The 18,744-nt window shown below is 62.0% G+C and carries 17 protein-coding genes and 1 tRNA gene; 14 read left to right on the top strand and 4 right to left on the bottom strand.

What is annotated here, in order from left to right; translation table 11 throughout:
• Window positions 1-27 precede the first annotated feature (27 nt).
• Window positions 28-834: an HDOD domain-containing protein gene (locus ACF8EA_RS19145; protein WP_101196229.1), complete on the top strand. Its 807-nt coding sequence runs from the start codon at window positions 28-30 to the stop codon at window positions 832-834.
• A gap of 63 nt (window positions 835-897) precedes the next feature.
• Here ACF8EA_RS19145 and ACF8EA_RS19140 read toward each other — a convergent pair whose 3' ends face one another.
• Together ACF8EA_RS19140 and ACF8EA_RS19135 are read right to left on the bottom strand one after the other, a co-directional pair.
• Complete coding sequence (locus ACF8EA_RS19140) at window positions 898-2,277, bottom strand: sensor histidine kinase (protein ID WP_101196230.1); 1,380 nt, start codon at window positions 2,275-2,277, stop codon at window positions 898-900.
• Complete coding sequence (locus ACF8EA_RS19135; RefSeq protein ID WP_021785746.1) at window positions 2,270-2,941, bottom strand: response regulator; 672 nt, start codon at window positions 2,939-2,941, stop codon at window positions 2,270-2,272. The genes ACF8EA_RS19140 and ACF8EA_RS19135 overlap by 8 nt, the downstream gene beginning before the upstream one ends.
• A 200-nt stretch (window positions 2,942-3,141) precedes the next feature.
• On the opposite strand from ACF8EA_RS19135, the gene ACF8EA_RS19130 reads away from it, so the two are divergent.
• The 6 genes from ACF8EA_RS19130 to ACF8EA_RS19105 all read left to right on the top strand — a co-directional run bounded on the left by ACF8EA_RS19130 (window position 3,142) and on the right by ACF8EA_RS19105 (window position 10,324).
• Entirely contained in the window at window positions 3,142-4,431 is a 1,290-nt protein-coding gene (locus ACF8EA_RS19130; protein WP_392522971.1) for an OprD family porin, read from the top strand.
• 46 nt (window positions 4,432-4,477) lie between these two features.
• Window positions 4,478-5,458 (top strand): tripartite tricarboxylate transporter substrate binding protein, encoded by a 981-nt coding sequence (locus tag ACF8EA_RS19125; RefSeq protein WP_021785748.1) that lies wholly within the window; start codon window positions 4,478-4,480, stop codon window positions 5,456-5,458.
• 68 nt (window positions 5,459-5,526) lie between these two features.
• Window positions 5,527-5,985, top strand: a complete 459-nt coding sequence (locus ACF8EA_RS19120; RefSeq protein WP_084850814.1) for a tripartite tricarboxylate transporter TctB family protein — start codon at window positions 5,527-5,529, stop codon at window positions 5,983-5,985.
• A gap of 3 nt (window positions 5,986-5,988) precedes the next feature.
• Entirely contained in the window at window positions 5,989-7,503 is a 1,515-nt protein-coding gene (locus ACF8EA_RS19115; RefSeq protein ID WP_021785750.1) for a tripartite tricarboxylate transporter permease, read from the top strand.
• On the top strand, window positions 7,496-8,551 hold the full coding sequence (locus ACF8EA_RS19110) for an AbrB family transcriptional regulator (RefSeq protein ID WP_392522970.1): 1,056 nt from the start codon (window positions 7,496-7,498) through the stop codon (window positions 8,549-8,551). The genes ACF8EA_RS19115 and ACF8EA_RS19110 overlap by 8 nt, the downstream gene beginning before the upstream one ends.
• A gap of 90 nt (window positions 8,552-8,641) precedes the next feature.
• On the top strand, window positions 8,642-10,324 hold the full coding sequence (locus tag ACF8EA_RS19105; RefSeq protein WP_274119041.1) for a bifunctional metallophosphatase/5'-nucleotidase: 1,683 nt from the start codon (window positions 8,642-8,644) through the stop codon (window positions 10,322-10,324).
• A gap of 27 nt (window positions 10,325-10,351) precedes the next feature.
• Here the strand turns inward: ACF8EA_RS19105 and ung are convergent, their stop codons facing one another.
• Window positions 10,352-11,044: a uracil-DNA glycosylase gene (gene ung, locus ACF8EA_RS19100; protein ID WP_021785753.1), complete on the bottom strand. Its 693-nt coding sequence runs from the start codon at window positions 11,042-11,044 to the stop codon at window positions 10,352-10,354.
• A gap of 126 nt (window positions 11,045-11,170) precedes the next feature.
• Between ung and ACF8EA_RS19095 the strand changes: the two genes are divergently transcribed.
• Window positions 11,171-12,277 (top strand): enoyl-CoA hydratase/isomerase family protein, encoded by a 1,107-nt coding sequence (locus ACF8EA_RS19095; RefSeq protein ID WP_021785754.1) that lies wholly within the window; start codon window positions 11,171-11,173, stop codon window positions 12,275-12,277.
• A gap of 44 nt (window positions 12,278-12,321) precedes the next feature.
• Here ACF8EA_RS19095 and ACF8EA_RS19090 read toward each other — a convergent pair whose 3' ends face one another.
• Window positions 12,322-12,771: a hypothetical protein gene (locus ACF8EA_RS19090; RefSeq protein ID WP_028698138.1), complete on the bottom strand. Its 450-nt coding sequence runs from the start codon at window positions 12,769-12,771 to the stop codon at window positions 12,322-12,324.
• Window positions 12,772-12,983: 212 nt separating this feature from the next.
• On the opposite strand from ACF8EA_RS19090, the gene ACF8EA_RS19085 reads away from it, so the two are divergent.
• From ACF8EA_RS19085 to ACF8EA_RS19060, 6 genes are all read left to right on the top strand, one after another.
• Complete coding sequence (locus ACF8EA_RS19085) at window positions 12,984-14,465, top strand: diguanylate cyclase (protein ID WP_392522969.1); 1,482 nt, start codon at window positions 12,984-12,986, stop codon at window positions 14,463-14,465.
• Window positions 14,458-14,670 carry a cysteine-rich CWC family protein gene (locus ACF8EA_RS19080; protein ID WP_021785757.1) on the top strand — a complete coding sequence of 71 codons (213 nt, stop codon included), beginning with the start codon at window positions 14,458-14,460 and terminating at the stop codon, window positions 14,668-14,670. The genes ACF8EA_RS19085 and ACF8EA_RS19080 overlap by 8 nt, the downstream gene beginning before the upstream one ends.
• 8 nt (window positions 14,671-14,678) lie before the next feature.
• Window positions 14,679-15,371, top strand: coding sequence for a pseudouridine synthase (locus ACF8EA_RS19075; protein ID WP_392522968.1), 693 nt, complete (start codon window positions 14,679-14,681; stop codon window positions 15,369-15,371).
• A 343-nt stretch (window positions 15,372-15,714) separates the two neighbouring features.
• Window positions 15,715-16,602: a (R)-3-hydroxydecanoyl-ACP:CoA transacylase gene (gene phaG, locus ACF8EA_RS19070; protein ID WP_010952516.1), complete on the top strand. Its 888-nt coding sequence runs from the start codon at window positions 15,715-15,717 to the stop codon at window positions 16,600-16,602.
• Window positions 16,603-16,712: 110 nt separating this feature from the next.
• A tRNA-Gly gene (locus tag ACF8EA_RS19065) sits at window positions 16,713-16,786 on the top strand.
• Between the two features lie 210 nt (window positions 16,787-16,996).
• Window positions 16,997-18,703, top strand: coding sequence for a SulP family inorganic anion transporter (locus tag ACF8EA_RS19060; protein WP_392522966.1), 1,707 nt, complete (start codon window positions 16,997-16,999; stop codon window positions 18,701-18,703).
• The last annotated feature ends 41 nt before the right edge of the window (window positions 18,704-18,744 follow it).

The raw sequence follows: 18,744 nt of genomic DNA, 5'->3' as shown, positions 1-18,744 counted from the left end.
CGCACCACCACTGCGGTAGATATGCCCATGAACAAGCTGGCCGAGTTGGTTCAAGCACAATTGCTCGACGCCATCGAAAAGGATGACCTGGTCCTGCCCACCCTGCCCGAAGTTGCCTTGAGCATCCGCGAAGCAGCGGAAGACAGCGAGATCAGCGTAGCGGCCCTGAGCAAGGTGATCGGTCGCGACGCGGCCCTTTCAGCGCGCCTGATCAAGGTCGTCAACAGCCCACTGCTGCGTGCTGCGGTCGAGGTGACCGACCTGCACACCGCCATCACGCGACTAGGCATCAACTACAGCTGCAACCTGGCCATCGGCCTGGTGATCGAGCAGATTTTCCATGCCCGCTCGCCGGCAGTCGAGCAGAAACTGCGCGATATCTGGGCCAGTAGCCTGGAAGTGGCGGGCATCAGCTACGAAATCTGCCGCCGCTTTACACCTCTCAAGCCTGACCAGGCCACCTTGGGTGGGCTGGTCAACCAGATTGGCGCGCTGCCGGTACTCATCTATGCCGAAGAGCACAACGAACTGTTGTCCGACCCGGTTTGCCTGCATTACGTGATCGAGCAACTCCAGCCCGTGCTGGGGGACAAGATCCTCAAGGCCTGGGAGTTTCCGGAACAGTTGGTCCACCTGCCGAGCCAGGTTCATGACCTGGACCGCCAGACGGACAAGATCGATTACACCGACATCGTGCAGATCGCCCGCTGCATCAGTCAGCGCGGGCGCCACCGGCCATTGGCTGCGCTGCCGGCTTACCGCCATCTGGGGCTGCCGTTTGGCACCGAGCTGGAGGTCGATGAACTGCTGGAAGCGCGGAGCATGTTGCGCTGAGCTGTAACAGCCTGCCAGGGCCTTTTCGCGGTGAACCGCGAAAGGGTCGACCCAGGCAAGCCATCAATCCGCTATAAAACTCACTCGTACCCGCAACCCGCCCTTCTCGCCATCATGCAGGCTCACCTGCGCCAGGTGCGCCCGACAGATCTCGCCAACGATCGCCAGCCCTAACCCACTGCCCTGCGCGCTTCGCCGGTAGAACCGTTCGAACACACGCTCGCGCTCGGCCTCGGGAATACCTGGCCCGTCGTCTTCCACTTCCAGCACTGCCGGCGCCTTTACCCGCAAAATCACATTGCCACCCGCTGGTGTATGCGCCAAGGCATTGTCCACCAGGTTGCTCAACAACTCGTTGAGCAACGTCGGCTCCCCTTTCAGCCATACCGGCGCCTCGGCTTCCAGCGCCAGCGCCACCCCGCGCTTGTGTGCCAAAGGCGCCATGGCCATGCCCAGCTCGCGGGCCAACTGGCTCAAATCCAGACGCTGCGCACCGCCTTCGGCGATTGCCCGTGCGCCATTCTCGACCCGCGCCAACGACAACAACTGGTTGGCCAGGTGAGTCAGCCTGTCGGTACCCTGGGCTGCAGACTCCAAGGTCTGCCGCCACTCCTGTGGCTCGGCCGAGCGCAAGCCCAGCTCGACACGTGCCTTCAACGCCGCCAGCGGCGTTCGCAGTTCGTGGGCCGCGTCGGCAATGAACTGCGCCTGGCGCTCGAACTGGCCACGCAAGCGCTCGGTAAAGTGGTTCAAGGCACGCACCAGCGGGCTCAGCTCACGCTGTACCTGTACCACCGGCAACGCTCGCAAGTCGTCCGGCTGGCGTTCTTCCACCGCTGTGCGCAGGCGCTCCAACGGCCGCAACGCGGCACTCACGGCAAACCACACCATCACCAACGCCGCCAGTGCCAGCATGCCCAGGCGCAGCAGGGTATCGGCCATCAACCCTCGGGCCATACGCACCCGCGCTTCCTCGGTTTCGGCTACGCGGATTTCTGCCATGCCGTTCATGTTTGGCTCGCTTACCGGCTTCAGCAGGCTGACCACACGAACGTCCTGGCCGAGGTAAGTGGCGTTGTAGAACCGTGCCAATGCCGGATAGTCATCGGTGCGCGGCGTGCCAGGCGGCGGTGGCGGCAGGTTCTCATAGCCAGAAATCAGCCTTTGCTTGATATCCAGCACCTGATAGTAAATGCGCCCCGCACTGTCATAGGCGAACGTGTCCAGCGCCACGTAAGGCACATCCGCGCTCAACGAACCATCGCGCTGCGACAGGCCCGCGGCGATGGTCCTCGCCGAAGCCAGCAGGGTGCGGTCGTAAGCGGTGTCGGCGGCCTCGCGGCCATTCCAGTAGGCACTAAGGCCGCTGGCCAGCATCAGCACCACCAGCAACAGTGCCAAGTTACCCAGCAAGCGCCCGCGCAGGCTGCCGTTGTCACGCATCGCGGTGCTCAAGCAAATAGCCCAGACCGCGGAAAGTGACAATGGCCACAGGGTGCCCGTCGAGCTTCTTGCGCAGCCGGTGAATGTAGATTTCGATGGCATCAGGGCTGGCTTCTTCGTCCAGGCCAAACACCTGGGCAGCCAACTGCTCCTTGCTCATCACTCGGCCAGGACGAGCGATCAGCGCTTCCAGCACACTCTGCTCGCGCGAAGTCAGCGCCAGGTTGTCGTCACCGAGGGTGAAGCGCCGGGTGTCCAGGTCATACACCAACGGCCCACAACGTTGCTGGCGCTCGCCACCGAGCACACTGCGGCGCAGCAAGGCCTTGACCCGCGCCTCCAGCTCGGTCAGCTCAAACGGCTTGGCCAGATAATCGTCGGCGCCCAGGTTCAGGCCATGGACCCGGTCCTTGACGTCGCTGCGCGCAGTCAGCATCAGCACTGGCAAGGTCTTGCCACGACCTCGCAAGCGCGCCAGCACCTCAAAGCCGTCCATGCGCGGCAGGCCGACATCCAGCACGGCCACGGCGTATTCCTCACTGGCCAGCGCCAAGTCGGCCGCCACGCCGTCATGCAGCACATCTACGGTCAGGCCATGGCTTTTCAAGGCCTGGGCCACGCTTTCGGCCAGTTGCAGGTGGTCTTCGACCAGCAGCACACGCATCGGGTTCTCCCTGCTCGGGTGGGACGGTGGCGCGGAGTGTACCGCTGTCATCACGCCTGTGAAGCCCCTCGTGACAAACCTTTCACGCTGAAAGGTTAGCGAAAGGTTCGTTGCCTAGCATCGCACCACGGTCGCCCTTCGCGCCGAAAAAAGCACCAGCAAGGTGCAACGAATAAGAACAATAAACGGAGTCCTCGACGATGCTGTCATCGCAGCCGCAGGCGTTCGCGCCTACCCGTTCCTCTATCGCACGCCCCTCGGCCATCGCCAGCGCCCTCGCGCTTGCCGGTGTCGCCCCGATGAGCCAGGCCGCCTTCTTCGAAGACAGCACGGCCACCTTCGAAACCCGCAACATGTACTTCAATCGCGACTTCCGCGACGGCACCAGCGCGCAGCAATCCAAGCGCGATGAATGGGCCCAGGGCTTCATGCTCAATTTCGAGTCTGGCTACACCGATGGCACCGTGGGCTTTGGCCTGGACGCATTGGGCATGCTCGGCATCAAGCTCGACTCCAGCCCGGACCGTGCCAACAGCGGCCTGCTGCCGACCCACGATGACGGCAAGGCTGCCGACGAATACTCCAAGCTGGGCCTGACCGGCAAGGTGAAGATCTCCCAGACTGAACTCAAGATCGGCTCCCTGATCCCCGAACTGCCGACGCTGCAGCCCAACGATGGGCGTATCCTGCCGCAAACCTTCGAGGGCGGCCTGCTCACCTCCAAGGAGATCAAGGGCCTGACCTTCACCGGTGGCCGCATAGACAAGGCCAAGGACCGCAACGACACCAACTGGGAAGACCTGGCGCTGAACAACAAGAACGGCCGCTTCGGTGGCTCTTTCAACGCTGACAACCTGGCTCTGGGCGGGCTCGACTACCAGTTCACCGACCGCATCACCGGCAGCTACCACTTCGCCCAGCTCGACGATATTTACCGCCAGCACTTCATCGGCATGGTCGCCACCCAACCATGGGGCCCGGGCACCTTGGGTGCCGACCTGCGCCTTGCCATGAGTGACGACGCTGGCGCAGCCAAGGCCGGCAACATCGACAACACCACCTTCAACGGCATGCTCAGCTATGCCCTGGGCGGGCACAAGGTCAGCGCTGCCTGGCAGCAGCTGTCTGGCGAAAGCGCCTTCCCGTATGTGGATGGCGCCAACCCGTACCTGGTCAACTTCGTCCAGATCAACGACTTCGCCGGGGCCGACGAACGCTCCTGGCAGGCGCGCTACGACTACAACTTCGCCGCGCTCGGCGTACCGGGCCTGACCTTCATGACCCGTTATGTCAGCGGTGACAACGTCAGCCGGGCTGCCGGTGGCGAAGGCAAAGAGTGGGAACGCAACACCGAACTGAAGTACGTGGTACAAAGCGGCCCGTTGAAGAACGTCGCCGTGCGCCTGCGCAACGCTACCTTCCGCTCCAACTTCGCCCGTGACGCGGATGAAGTGAGGCTGTTGGTCAGCTACAGCGTGGCGCTGTGGTAACCCCATAGCGGTAATCCGATAACAACAACGCTCACGGAGATCGACGATGACCTTTTCACTGCGCCGCCTCGTCCTCGCTACCGGCTGCCTGCTGTTGGCCGGCAACGCCCTCGCTGCAGAACCGAAACGCCCCGAATGCATCGCACCCGCCTCACCCGGTGGTGGCTTCGACCTGACCTGCAAGCTGGTGCAAAGCGCACTGGTACAAGAAAAGATCCTCAGCAAGCCAATGCGCGTCACCTACATGCCCGGCGGTGTCGGCGCGGTCGCCTACAACGCCGTGGTCGCCCAGCGCCCGGCAGACGCCGGCACGCTGGTGGCCTGGTCCAGCGGCTCGCTGCTTAACCTGGCCCAGGGCAAGTTCGGCCGTTTCGACGAAAACGCGGTGAAATGGCTGGCTGCCGTCGGCACCAGCTACGGTGCCATCGCGGTGAAGAGCGACTCGCCCTACAAGACCCTTGATGATCTGGTCGCCGCGCTGAAAAAAGACCCGAGCAAGGTCGTGATCGGTTCCGGCGGTACCGTTGGCAGCCAGGACTGGATGCAGACCGCGTTGATCGCCAAGGCCGCTGGCATAAACCCGCGCGACCTGCGCTACGTGGCCCTGGAAGGCGGTGGCGAAATCGCCACGGCACTGCTGGGTGGTCACATCCAGGTCGGCTCTACCGACATTTCCGACTCCATGCCGCACATCCAGAGCGGCAACATGCGCCTCCTCGCAGTGTTCTCGGAAAACCGCCTGGACGAGCCGGAAATGAAAGACATCCCGACGGCCAAGGAACAGGGCTACGACATCGTCTGGCCGGTGGTGCGTGGTTTCTACCTGGGGCCAAAGGTAAGCGATGAGGATTACGCCTGGTGGAAGGCCTCGTTCGACAAGATGCTGGCCTCAGAGGACTTCGCCAAGCTGCGAGACCAGCGCGAGCTGTTCCCGTTCGCCATGACCGGCGAAGAGCTGGACGGCTATGTGAAGAAGCAAGTGGCTGACTACAAGGCACTGGCCAAGGAATTCGGCCTGATCCAGTAAGCCTTCCACGACCTTTCATAGCCCTTGTGGGTGCGGGTTTACCCGCGCCCACAATCGAGGATTCCCCAATGATCCTTCAACGCATTTTCGCCCTGGCCCTGCTTGCGGTGTGTGCCGCCCTGGCCGTCATGGCCTGGCCCTACCAGGCTGCATTTTCCTATGAACCGGTGGGCCCGCGCGCTTACCCGTTGCTGGTGCTCGGCCTGATGGGGCTGGGGCTGCTGTACCTGGTATTCCGCCCAACGCCCATCGTGCGCAAGGACGACGAACCGGAACTCGATCGCGAGACCCTGATCAAGATCGCCGCCTGTGTCGGCCTGCTGCTCGTCTTCGCCGCCACCTTCGAAGCCCTCGGCTTCATCCTCAGCGCTGTCCTGGTCGGCCTGCCCATGGCCCGCCTGTACGGTGGCCGCGGGCTGCGCAGCGCCATCGTGGTGGTCGGCATGAGCATCTTCCTCTACTGGCTGTTCGACCGCGTGATGGACGTGCCCCTGCCCCTTGGCCTGCTGAGCGTACTGGAGAACTGACACATGGATACCTTGAGCTACCTGGGCCAGGGCTTCGGCATTGCCCTGTCCCCCTACAACCTGGTCACCGCCCTCTCCGGCACCCTGATCGGTACCGTGGTCGGCCTGCTGCCGGGCCTGGGCCCGATCAATGGCGTGGCCCTGCTGATCCCCATCGCCTTTGCCCTCGGCCTGCCGCCGGAATCGGCGCTGATCCTGCTGGCTGCGGTGTACCTGGGCTGCGAATATGGCGGGCGTATCAGCTCGATCCTGCTGAACATCCCGGGCGAAGCCTCGACCGTGATGACCACCCTCGATGGTTACCCGATGGCCCGCCAGGGCCTGGCCGGTGTTGCCCTGTCGTTGTCGGCCTGGAGTTCGTTCATCGGCGCCTTCATCGCCACCTGCGGCATGGTGCTGTTCGCCCCGCTGCTGGCGAAATGGGCCATCGCCTTCGGCCCCGCGGAGTACTTTGTGCTGATGGTGTTCGCCATCGTCGCGCTGGGTGGCATGGCCGGTGACAAACCACTGAAAACCTTCATTGCCGCACTCATCGGCCTGTTCCTGTCGGCGGTCGGCATCGACGCCAACAGCGGCGTGTACCGTTTCACCGGTGACAGCGTGCACCTGGCCGACGGCATTCAGTTCGTGGTGCTCGTGCTGGGCCTGTTCTCCATCAGCGAAATCCTCCTGCTGCTGGAAAAGACCCACCATGGCCACCAGGCAGTCAAGGCTACCGGCCGCATGCTGTTCAACTTCAAGGAAGCGGCCTCGGTGTTCCTGGTCAACATCCGTTGCGGCCTGCTCGGATTCATCATGGGTGTTCTACCCGGCGCCGGCGCAACACTGGCCAGCGCCGTGGCCTACATGACCGAGAAGCGCCTGGCGGGTGAAAGCGGCAAGTTCGGCAAGGGCGATGCCCGTGGCCTGGCAGCGCCGGAAACTGCCATTGGTGCGTCCTGCTGTGGCGCCCTGGTACCGATGCTGACCCTGGGCGTACCCGGCTCCGGCACCACGGCGGTGATGATCGGCGCCCTGACCCTGTACAACATCACCCCTGGCCCACTGCTGTTCGAGCAGCAGCCAGATATCGTCTGGGGCCTGATTGCCTCGCTGTTCGTCGCCAACATCATGCTGGTGATCCTCAACATCCCGATGATCCGCATCTTCACCCGTATCCTCGCCGTGCCAAACTGGGCGCTGGTGCCGGTGATCGCCATCATCACCGCGATCGGCGTTTACGCCGTGCATGCCACTACCTTCGACCTGTTCCTCATGGTCGGCATCGGCATCATGGGCTACATCATGCGCAAGCTGGACTTCCCTCTGTCGCCGATTCTGCTGGGCTTCATCCTCGGCGGGCTGATGGAGCAGAACCTGCGTCGGGCGCTGTCGATCTCCAATGGTGAACTGGGCATCCTCTGGTCGAGCCCGATCAGCATGGGTATCTGGGCGCTGGTAGTGGCAATGCTCGCCCTGCCGCTGCTGCGCATCTGGCGCAAACGCAGCCTGCAGCGCCGGGCCTTGGCCGATGCCTGATCGGTCGTTGCCATTGTTCGTCGCGACCGGGCTGGTCGGCCTTGCTGGCGGTTTTGCCGCCAGCAAGGTCGGCTGGCCTTTGCCATGGATGGTCGGTTCATTGCTGGCGATCATCCTGGTGCGCTGCCTGACGCCCTGGCAACTTTCGGAAATCCCCAACGGCCGCAAATGTGGGCAGTGGATCATCGGCATCGGTATCGGCCTGCACTTCACGCCAGCGGTGATCGAGCAAGTAGCCAGCCATTTCGCGCTGATCTTCTTCGGGGCGTTGTTCACCACCCTGTCCAGCGTGATCAGCGTATGGCTGCTGCGGCGAACCGGCGAAGACCGTGCCACAGCGTTCTTTGCCAGCATGCCAGGCGGTTCGGGAGAAATGGTCAACCTTGGGGCGCGCAATGGCGCGGTGCTCAGCCAGGTGGCGGCAGCGCAGAGCTTGCGTGTGCTGGCAGTGGTGCTGTGCGTGCCGGTGCTGTTCAAGTTCTTGCTGGGTGACGGTGTACCACTGAACCACACCGGTAGCGTGAGCTGGGGCTGGCTGGCGCTGATTGCGCCCCTGGGCGTTGCCGTTGCCTTGCTCTGGCAGCGCTTGCGTCAGCCCAACCCATGGCTGTTCGGGCCATTGCTGGTAGCGGCTACGGTCAGCCTGGCCGGCAACCTGCAGATCGCCCTGCCCAATGGCGCCAGCCAGATCGGCCAGTGGCTCATCGGCAGCGGCCTGGCCTGCCATTTCAACCGCGCGTTTTTCCGCCGCGCACCGTCGTTCCTGGGGCGCACCTTGATGGCCACGGTGTTGTGCATGGCGATTGCCGCCACTTCTGCGTGGGTGCTGAGCATGATGACTGCACTGGACTTGCGTTCGCTGACACTGGGGATGATGCCTGGCGGGATTGCCGAAATGAGCCTCACGGCCGAAACGTTGCAGTTGTCGGTGCCGCTGGTTACGGCGCTGCAGGTGATGCGCCTGATTCTGGTGTTGTTTCTTGCAGAACCGCTTTTCCGCTTGTGGGACAACAGGCATTCAAGCTGCAAGCACCCTGAAGATAGATAGTTACCACTTGCTCAATGCCCGGATGAATAGAGTCGGATTGCTGCCCTGATCGCCAGCAAACCCACACTTCCCGGCATTCAAGAGGTAAAGATGAAAGTCCGTCTTTCTTGCAACTATCGCTCGGCTATTGCCTGGGCATGCCTTGCCTTTAGCGCAGGCAGTCTTGCCGCAGAGTCACCTGCCCCCGTCCAGATCAACGTCGTGGCTATCAATGATCTTCACGGCTACCTGGAACCCAACCCCCAAGACTACGCCGGCGCGCAAGGCGCTACCCGCCTGACCTACGGCGGCATCGCCACACTCGGCGCCATGCTCGATGAACTGCGAACGCAGGACCCCGATCTGCTGTTCATCGGCGCTGGCGACTTGATAGGGGGCAGCCCCGCCATTTCTGCGCTCTGGGCTGACGAGCCTGTGCTTGAGGCCTTGAACGCGATGGGCATGATCGTCAGCGCATCCGGGAACCACGAACTGGATGCAGGCAAGGCCGAGTTTCTTCGACAGATCCACGGAGGATGCGAGTCAACGCGCCCTGAAAAGGCTTGCAAGTTTCGCGGCAACTATCCAGGAAGTGGCTTCCCTTACATAGCGTCCAACCTGATCGATACCACTACGGGCAAACGCTTGTTACCGGCCTATCACATTCAGCAGGTAAAAGGGGTCAAGATAGCGTTCGTCGGTGCAGTACCGCGCAACATGGAAAAAGTGGTTTCGGCCAGAGCATTCGCAGGGCTCAAGGCCACAGATGAAGCGCAAGCCATCAATGACGTGATTCCGGAGCTCAAAGCCAAAGGTGTCAATGCAATCATTGCGGTCATGCACCAGGGAGGGGATACCGCCGAGCCGTTCGACACGAAGGATTGCAGTCAGCTGGGCGGTGCGATCGTCGACGTGGCGAAGCGGCTGGATCCTGCGGTAGATGCCGTCATCAGCGGTCACTCGCATGCCAGCTATCAATGCAAGGTGGGTGATCTGAGCATCACTCAGGCTGGCAAATACGGCCACTTCCTGACTCAGTTGAAGTTGCAGGTGACGCCAGGCACCCATCACGTCACGAACATCACCGCCCGCAATATTCCTGCTGACCCACAGAACTACCTGCCGAATGCCAAGTTGACGAGTTTGCTGGAGGAAGTGCGTCAGCGGTCCGGGGAAAAACTGCTCGAACCCATAGGACGCATCTCGACGGCAGAACTTGACCGCGAAGAAAATGCCGCCGGTGAAACAACCTTGGGGAACCTGGTCACGGATGCCCAATTGGCCATGACCCAAGCGTTTCAGACACAGGTTGCCTTTCTCAACCTGGGTGGGCTGCGAAGTGACCTGATACAACCTGCCGATAGCGACCTGACCTACGAACAATTATTCGCCGTACAACCGTTCAATAACCCTCTGATAGTTCAGGAACTGACAGGCAGGCAGATTACCGAACTGCTCAACCTTCAATGGAACAGGGGCAGTTTCAATCCGCTGCAAGTATCGAAGGGTTTTCATTATGAGTGGGATGGTTCACGGCCTGTCGGCAGCCGTGTCGTCGAGGGGAGTGTGCGTCTTCACGGCAAACCCGTTGAGCCGTTGACCCATTATCGCGTCGTCAGCAACCTTTTCCTGGCCGATGGTGGCGGTGGCTTGGCCACTTTCAAAGAAGGAAGGCGACGCCAGGACACCGGCATCACCGACCTTGAAGCCTTGGTGGAGTATGTGCGCCAGAACCATGAGCAGGGTATTGCAATTGGCCAGCGCAGCGAGCCGCGCATCAGCATGACGCCCTGAGCGATTGCGTACCCCACCCGCGGTTTCTCACAGTGGGGGCAGTGCCCAGTTGATGGGCCCGAGCCCCCGCTGCTCGAGGAAGCTGTTGGCACGACTGAAATGCCCGCAGCCGATGAACCCGCGATACGCCGACAGCGGTGAAGGATGGACCGACTTCAAGACCAGGTGCTTGGTACCGTCGATCAGCTTCTGCTTGCTCTGCGCATGAGCCCCCCATAGCAGGAATACCACGTTCGGGCATTGCTCACTGACCACCTGGATGATCCGGTCGGTAAACAATTCCCAGCCTTTCTTGGCATGCGACGCGGCATTGGCGCGCTCGACGGTCATGGTCGTGTTGAGCAATAGAACGCCTTGTTCCGCCCAGCTCTGGAGGTAGCCGTGGCTGGGGATCGGGATGTTCAGGTCGCGCTGCAGCTCCTTGTAGATATTGACCAGCGACGGCGGCGTGGCCACGCCCGGTTGCACCGAGAAGCACAAGCCATGTGCCTGTCCCGGCCCGTGGTACGGGTCCTGACCGAGGATGACCACCTTCACCTGATCCAGCGGTGTCGAATTGAGCGCATTGAAGATCAGCGGCCCTGGCGGGTAGATCTCCTTGCCGGCAGCGTACTCGCCACGCAGGAACTCGCGCAGCTGGTGCATGTAAGGCTGGTCGAATTCACCGCGCAATGCGGCCTTCCAGCTGGGTTCGAGTTTGATGCGATCGTCTTCAGTCATGGGGCCTTCCATAAACAATGGCGCGACACTAGGTAAGCCCTTCGCGCTTGTCAAACGATCCGACCGACGACCGGCATGATCGGCCAGGCAAGCCATACTTGAGCGATGACTTGCGAGAGGTAGTCCATGACCATTCACTGCGAGGTACTCACCGGCGTCGATGGCGCCCGCATCGGCATCGCCACCCTGGATGCACCCAAGGCGCTCAATGCCCTGAACCTGCCGATGATCGAGGTGCTGGGCGAACAACTGCATGCCTGGGCCCGCGACCCGGGTATCGTCTGCGTGCTGCTGCGCGGCAACGGGGCAAAAGCCTTTTGCGCAGGCGGCGATGTACGTGCGCTGGTGCAAGCCTGCCGCGACCACCCCGGCAGTGTCCCGCCGTTGGCGGCCTCCTTCTTCGCCGCCGAATATCGCCTGGACTTTGCCCTGCACACCTACCCCAAACCGTTATTGTGCTGGGGTCATGGGCATGTCCTGGGTGGCGGCATGGGGCTGCTGCAAGGCGCCAACGTACGCATCGTCACACCCAGCAGCCGGCTGGCCATGCCGGAAATCAGCATCGGCCTTTACCCTGACGTAGGCGCCAGCTGGTTCCTGACCCGGCTGCCGGGCAAGCTGGGTTTGTTCTTCGGCCTGACAGGTGCACCGATCAACGCCCGCGATGCCATTGACCTGGGCCTGGCTGACCGCTTTCTGGGCGAGCACCAGCAAGAAGCCTTGATCGAGGAGTTGCTGCAACTCAACTGGCAGGAGCAGACCGCCATACAACTGAATAGCCTGCTCAAGGCCGAGCAGCATCGTGCCTGCGCCGAGCTGCCTGATGCCCAGTGGTTGCCGCGACGGCAAGAGATCGATCAGTTACTCGACGTGGCTGATGCTGCCTCAGCCTGGCGCGCGCTGGAAAGGCTCAAGCAGCATGACGACCCATTGCTGGCAGATGCCGGTCAACGCCTGCATGAGGGTTGCCCGCTGACGGCGCATCTGGTCTGGGAGCAGATCCGCAGGGCGCGGTACCTGTCATTGGCGCAAGTGTTCCAGATGGAATACAGCATGAGCCTGAACTGTTGCCGCCACCCTGAATTCAGTGAAGGTGTGCGCGCTCGCCTGGTGGACAAAGACAATCAGCCGCGCTGGCACTGGCCTGATGTGGCGCAAGTGCCGGCGGCGGTAGTCGAGGCGCATTTTGCCAAGGCGTGGGAAGGGCGGCACCCATTGGCGGATGTGGGTTAGCTTGCTGATCCGGGGGCTGCTTTTCAGCCCCCGCCTTCACTCACCTAGCGCTGCCAGTTTCCTCCTCGTCCCTGCCCGCGCCGCCCGTCCCAGCGGCCGCGGTCGTCCACCTGCCGATTGGAGTGCCGATCGCCCTGCCGGTAACGCTGGCTGCCATTGCGATAGTCATGGCGATCCCGGTCCTGCCTGTAGTCTTGCCGCTGGCGATTGCCATAGTCATGGCGCGGGTTGCCATGCCACTGGTTCATCCCTGGCTGCGCATATGGCCGGTAGTGGGGTGCAGGGGCCGCCCCACGGTAGTAACGGGGGGCAGGCTGATAGTAGTAGCGCGGGGCTGGCGCCACATAGTAGCGGTCATGGCGGTAATACCCCGGCGCCACATAGCGGTCGGTGGAGTAGTAGTCCGAACGGTAATAGCCCCCGCGCTCATAGTACGGGGCGCAGGCGGAAGTCATCAGCCCCAGCAGGGTGACCAACAGGATTCGATAGGACATGGCGGCCTCCTGGACCGCTGGAGTGCCCGAACAGCGGCGCTGGCGAGCGTCGACACGAGATAGGTCGGTCGACACTGAATAAGACAGTGGCGCGCAGGTGCAGTGCCATTCCTGCAATAACTTGATACAGGTGAAATAACCCTGAAAAACTTGCAGTCATTTGTCGGCCATCTCACTAGAATAAGCGGCTTGGCACACATCACGGGAAGATCATGCCCTTACGTTCCGCTCTGTTCTCGCAGCGCTCGCTGATCGTTACCCTGCTCGTGTTACTGGCCTGCGGCTTCCTGGCTACTTCGCTGCTCAGCTACTTCTCCTCGCGCAGCGCCATCCGCGACGGCATCATCAATACCGAATTGCCGCTGACCTCCGACACTGTCTACTCGGAAATCCAGAAAGACCTGATCCGCCCGGTGCTGATCGCCTCGATGATGGCCCAGGACACCTTCCTGCGCGACTGGGTGCTGTCCGGCGAGCAGGATACCGAACGCATGACCCGCTACCTGGGCGAGGTCACGGGCAAGCAGGACATCTTCACGTCCTTTTTCGTGTCCGATCGCACGCTGACCTACTACCAGGCCAAAGGTGTACTCAAGCATGTCGAACCAGGTACCTGGCGTGATGCCTGGTATTTCCGCCTGCGTGAACTCAAGGCCCCTTATGAGATCAACGTCGATCTGGACATGGCCAACCAGGACAGCCTGACCGTGTTCATCAACTACAAGGTGCACGACTACCAGCAACGCTTCATCGGCGCTGCAGGCGTAGGGCTGAGCGTATCGTCGGTGGTCAAGCTGATCGATCAGTACCAACGCCGCTACCAGCGTGCGGTGCTATTCACGGATGCCAAAGGCAAGGTGCTGCTGACCGGCTCCGAGGGCGGCCCGCATGGTTTGCAAGTCGGCCAGCGACTCAGCGACAACCCTGAGCTGAAGGACATGCTGGCCGAGCAGTTGGTGCCAAGTGAAGGCAGCCACGAGTACCATGACAGCGCAAACCACAGCCACTTTCTCAACGTGCGCCACCTGCCCGAACTGGACTGGTACCTGTTGGTGGACAAACGCGAAACCGGCATCCTCGACCGCATTCGCCACGCTTTGTACCTGAATCTGGCGATCTGTACGATGATCACCCTGGTGGTGCTGGCACTGGTGCATGCCATGGTCCGCCGCCACCAGGCCAGCACCGAAGCCTTGGCCACACTCGACAGCCTCACCGGCCTGCACAACCGGCGCAGCTTCGACCTGCTCGCCGCCCAGGCGCTGCGAGAAGCCCGGCGCGACAGCAGCCCACTGGTGGCCTTGCTGATCGACCTGGACCACTTCAAGGCGCTGAACGACACCCACGGCCACCTGGCAGGTGACGAAGTGCTACGCCAATTCGCCAATGTGCTGCAAGGCAGCCTGCGTCAGTCAGATATACTGTGCCGCTGGGGCGGCGAGGAATTCATCGTGCTACTGCGCGAAGCTGAAGGCCGCCAGGCCATCGAGGTGGCGGAAAAGATCCGCCGACGCACCGAGCAGCTGACCTTCAGTTACGACGACCAGCCGCTGCGGCTGACCACCAGCATCGGCCTGAGCAGCCTGCAACCGGGGGATACCCTGCACGCCCTGCTGACCCGCGCCGACCGCGCGCTTTATCGTGCCAAGCAGGCTGGCCGCAACCGCGTCTGCAGTGAAACCCGCCATGAATGACCAGCAACTCTGCCCCGCTTGCGGTGCCCTCAACCAGTGCAGCCTGGCCGACCCACGCCGCGCCACCCAGGCTTGTTGGTGCTACAGCGTGACCATCGACCCGGCCGTGCTCCAGGCCCTGCCCGACGAACTGCGCAACAAGGCCTGTCTGTGCCCGCGCTGCGCCGCCGTTGAAGAACAGCTCCGTCCATCCGCTGCCCACTGATCGTTACCATGCGCCTTGACCGTTTCCTCGCCAACCTGCCCAGCTACAACCGCCAGCAAGTTCGCCTGATGCTGGTGCAACGCCGCGTGCGGGTGGACGGCCAGATCGTCAGCGACCCGCTGACCGAAGTGCGTGAGTTCAGCCGCGTAGAGCTGGACGAGCAACTGCTGCAGGCCGGCCGCCCGGCCCGCTACCTGATGCTGTACAAGCCTACCGGCTGCGTAAGCGCCACCCACGATGCGCAACACCGTACCGTTCTCGACCTGCTGCCAACGGTGTTGCGAGATGACCTGCACATCGCCGGTCGCCTGGACTTCAACACCACCGGCCTGATGCTCCTGACCAATGATGGCCAGTGGTCAAGGCGCCTGACCCAGCCTGCTACCAAGCTGCCCAAGCATTATCTGGTGGACACCGAGGACGAGATTGGCGAGCACTATGTGGCCAAGTTTCGCGAGGGTTTCTATTTCGCCTTCGAAAACCTGACCACCCAGCCTGCCCAGCTGGACATCCTCAGCCCCCGCCAGGCCCGGCTGTCGATCGTCGAAGGGCGCTATCACCAGGTCAAGCGCATGTTCGGGCATTTCAACAACAAGGTGGTGGGGCTGCATCGGGAAAGCATGGGGGCGATCCGGCTGGATCCGGGGTTGGCGCCGGGGGAGTATCGTGAACTGACGGCGCATGAGATAGCCACCGTCTAGGCCGCAACAGACAGCCCGGCTCGTCATACGACCGCTCAGCGACAAAAGTCACATTACTTACCGAACGGCACTTGCGCGATCCCCAACCCACTGCTTGAATCCAAATCGTCAGTCTGCATGTGACTACCAAGTCACACCCGCGGTCGATGACACTTTTTGCCGGCCACCCAAGGCCTAGATGTCTTGGGGCACGGCAAATTGCCCGCCAAAAACAATACCGTCGACGCAAGTGCCAAGGATCGACACAGGGCCCCGGTTTTATCTTCAGGCAAATGCCTACCTGTCATAAAGCACGTGCACCCTAGGTGACGCGAATACCCTTTTTGCGCCAGGAGTCGATGACATGAGGCCAGAAATCGCTGTACTTGATATCCAAGGTCAGTATCGGGTTTACACGGAGTTCTATCGCGCGGATGCGGCCGAAAACACGATCATCCTGATCAACGGCTCGCTGGCCACCACGGCCTCGTTCGCCCAGACGGTACGTAACCTGCACCCACAGTTCAACGTGGTTCTGTTCGACCAGCCGTATTCAGGCAAGTCCAAGCCGCACAACCGTCAGGAACGGCTGATCAGCAAGGAGACCGAGGCGCATATCCTCCTTGAGCTGATCGAGCACTTCCAGGCAGACCACGTGATGTCTTTTTCGTGGGGTGGCGCAAGCACGCTGCTGGCGCTGGCGCACCAGCCGCGGTACGTGAAGAAGGCAGTGGTGAGTTCGTTCTCGCCAGTGATCAACGAGCCGATGCGCGACTATCTGGACCGTGGCTGCCAGTACCTGGCCGCCTGCGACCGTTATCAGGTCGGCAACCTGGTCAATGACACCATCGGCAAGCACTTGCCTTCGCTGTTCAAGCGCTTCAACTATCGCCATGTGAGCAGCCTGGACAGCCACGAGTACGCACAGATGCACTTCCACATCAACCAGGTGCTGGAGCACGACCTGGAACGTGCGCTGCAAGGCGCGCGCAATATCAACATTCCGGTACTGTTCATCAACGGCGAGCGCGACGAATACACCACAGTCGAGGATGCGCGGCAGTTCAGCAAGCATGTGGGCAGAAGCCAGTTCAGCGTGATCCGCGACGCGGGCCACTTCCTGGACATGGAGAACAAGACCGCCTGCGAGAACACCCGCAATGTCATGCTGGGCTTCCTCAAGCCAACCGTGCGTGAACCCCGCCAACGTTACCAACCTGTGCAACAGGGGCAGCATGCATTTGCCATCTGAGCGGCTCGGCGCCTTGTAGCAAATACCCGCAGGCCACAGGCGCCGACAAGCTTTTTTATAACTTGGGCTTCTAATTCGCTGAAGGTTCTGGTAAAAAGTCCAGCTCAGATGCGGGTATAGTTTAGTGGCAAAACGAAAGCTTCCCAAGCTTTAGTTGAGGGTTCGATTCCCTCTACCCGCTCCACATCGCATTCCCGCATGGCGTTCCAGCAACGTCATCGCAGTCAAAAGGAGCCTTGGCTCCTTTTTTCGTTTTTCCCCTTCCCGTGATCTGGCCCATGGCCATTTACCCGCCGATCCGCTTCAATGCGCATCGGGCCTCAGCGCGTGCAAGCGAAACGGCTTGTGGCGGATATGCTCAATGGATTCGTGAAACCATTCGAAAGGACAACGCATGTTTCTCTCCCGCTGGCTACCGGGCCTTGCCAACCTGCTGCACTACCGCCGTGAATGGTTCCACGCCGACCTGCAAGCTGGCCTGTCGGTAGCCGCGATCCAGATTCCCATTGCCATTGCCTATGCGCAGATCGTCGGGCTGCCGCCGCAATATGGCCTGTACGCCTGTGTGCTACCGATGATCGTCTACGCGCTTATCGGTAGCTCGCGCCAGCTGATGGTCGGCCCCGATGCCGCCACCTGCGCGATGATCGCCGGTGCCGTGGCACCGCTGGCCATGGGCGACCCACAGCGCATCGCTGAACTGTCGGTGATCGTCACCGTGCTGGTCGGCGTGATGCTGATTGCCGCCGGCCTGGCGCGAGCCGGGTTCATCGCCAGCTTTTTCTCGCGGCCGATCCTGATCGGCTACCTCAACGGCATCGGCCTGAGCCTGATCGCCGGGCAGCTGTCCAAGGTGGTGGGCTTCAAGATCGAGGGCGACGGCTTCATCCTCAGCCTGATCAACTTCTTCCAGCGCCTGGGGGAAATTCACTGGGTCACATTGATCATCGGTCTGGTCGCCCTGGGCCTGCTTATCTGGCTGCCACGGCGCTACCCGCGCCTGCCCGCAGCCCTCACGGTAGTGGCGCTGTTCATGCTGCTGGTTGGCCTGTTCGGCCTCGACCGCTTCGGCGTTGCCGTCCTTGGGCCGGTACCTGCAGGCATCCCGCAACTGGCCTGGCCACACAGCAACCTGGCGGAAATGAAGAGCCTGCTGCGCGACGCCCTGGGTATCGCTACCGTCAGCTTCTGTAGCGCCATGCTTACCGCACGCAGCTTTGCCGCCCGGCATGGCTATGCGATCAACGCCAACCACGAATTCGTCGCGCTGGGCGTGAGCAACCTGGCGGCCGGGGTTTCCCAGGGCTTTGCCATCAGCGGCGCCGACTCACGCACTGCAGTCAACGACATGGTCGGAGGCAAAAGCCAGTTGGTGGGCATCATCGCTGCACTGGTGATCGCCCTGATCCTGCTGTTTTTCACCGCCCCCATGGCGTGGATCCCGCAGGCTGCGCTGGGCGCAGTGTTGCTGATGGCTGGCTGGGGGCTGATCGACATCAAGTCGCTGGGGCACATCCGGCGTCTTAGCCGCTTCGAGTTCTGGCTGTGCCTGCTGACCACGGCGGGCGTACTGGGCCTGGGCGTGCTGCCCGGCATCGTGTTTGCCGTAACCCTGGCGATCCTGCGCCTGCTTTACAGCATCTACCAGCCCACCGATGCCGTACTGGGCTGGCTGCCGGGCACCGAAGGCCAGGTGGACATCCGCAAGTTCAAGGACGCCCGCACCGTGCCTGGCCTGGTGGTGTACCGCTTCGACGACGCCATCCTGTTCTTCAATGCCGACTACTTCAAGATGCGCCTGCTGGAAGCCGTGCAAAGCCAGGACCAGCCGAAAGCCGTGCTGTTCGATGCCGAAGCGGTCACCAGCATCGATGTCAGCGGCATCGCCGCCCTGCGCGAAGTGCGCGACACCCTGGCGACCCAAGGCATCTTCTTCGCCATCGCCCGCGCCCGCGGTACTTTCCTGCGCATGCTGGTGCGCTCGGGGATGGCGCGGGACATGGAAGACAAACTGCTATTCGGCTCGGTACGCGCGGGAATTCGCGCGTACCGCGTGTGGCGCAACCGAAACCGCAGTGTGCAAGTGACCGAACAGGGCTGAGCGGCTTTCGTCCTGTTCGACATGCTGCGCCTTGCTGGCCC

This window comes from Pseudomonas sp. YQ_5 (genome assembly GCF_043103305.1).
GTDB lineage: Bacteria > Pseudomonadota > Gammaproteobacteria > Pseudomonadales > Pseudomonadaceae > Aquipseudomonas > Aquipseudomonas putida_Y.
The sequence above is the reverse complement of the archived record's forward strand: the minus strand, read 5'-3'. Positions and strand labels throughout refer to the sequence as shown.

Coding starts and splice junctions, on each gene's coding strand:
- ACF8EA_RS19145 (WP_101196229.1), top strand. CDS start 28: ATGAACAAGCTGGCCGAGTTGGTTCAAGCACAATTGCTCGACGCCATC.
- ACF8EA_RS19140 (WP_101196230.1), bottom strand. CDS start 2,277: ATGCGTGACAACGGCAGCCTGCGCGGGCGCTTGCTGGGTAACTTGGCA.
- ACF8EA_RS19135 (WP_021785746.1), bottom strand. CDS start 2,941: ATGCGTGTGCTGCTGGTCGAAGACCACCTGCAACTGGCCGAAAGCGTG.
- ACF8EA_RS19130 (WP_392522971.1), top strand. CDS start 3,142: ATGCTGTCATCGCAGCCGCAGGCGTTCGCGCCTACCCGTTCCTCTATC.
- ACF8EA_RS19125 (WP_021785748.1), top strand. CDS start 4,478: ATGACCTTTTCACTGCGCCGCCTCGTCCTCGCTACCGGCTGCCTGCTG.
- ACF8EA_RS19120 (WP_084850814.1), top strand. CDS start 5,527: ATGATCCTTCAACGCATTTTCGCCCTGGCCCTGCTTGCGGTGTGTGCC.
- ACF8EA_RS19115 (WP_021785750.1), top strand. CDS start 5,989: ATGGATACCTTGAGCTACCTGGGCCAGGGCTTCGGCATTGCCCTGTCC.
- ACF8EA_RS19110 (WP_392522970.1), top strand. CDS start 7,496: ATGCCTGATCGGTCGTTGCCATTGTTCGTCGCGACCGGGCTGGTCGGC.
- ACF8EA_RS19105 (WP_274119041.1), top strand. CDS start 8,642: ATGAAAGTCCGTCTTTCTTGCAACTATCGCTCGGCTATTGCCTGGGCA.
- ung (WP_021785753.1), bottom strand. CDS start 11,044: ATGACTGAAGACGATCGCATCAAACTCGAACCCAGCTGGAAGGCCGCA.
- ACF8EA_RS19095 (WP_021785754.1), top strand. CDS start 11,171: ATGACCATTCACTGCGAGGTACTCACCGGCGTCGATGGCGCCCGCATC.
- ACF8EA_RS19090 (WP_028698138.1), bottom strand. CDS start 12,771: ATGTCCTATCGAATCCTGTTGGTCACCCTGCTGGGGCTGATGACTTCC.
- ACF8EA_RS19085 (WP_392522969.1), top strand. CDS start 12,984: ATGCCCTTACGTTCCGCTCTGTTCTCGCAGCGCTCGCTGATCGTTACC.
- ACF8EA_RS19080 (WP_021785757.1), top strand. CDS start 14,458: ATGAATGACCAGCAACTCTGCCCCGCTTGCGGTGCCCTCAACCAGTGC.
- ACF8EA_RS19075 (WP_392522968.1), top strand. CDS start 14,679: ATGCGCCTTGACCGTTTCCTCGCCAACCTGCCCAGCTACAACCGCCAG.
- phaG (WP_010952516.1), top strand. CDS start 15,715: ATGAGGCCAGAAATCGCTGTACTTGATATCCAAGGTCAGTATCGGGTT.
- ACF8EA_RS19060 (WP_392522966.1), top strand. CDS start 16,997: ATGTTTCTCTCCCGCTGGCTACCGGGCCTTGCCAACCTGCTGCACTAC.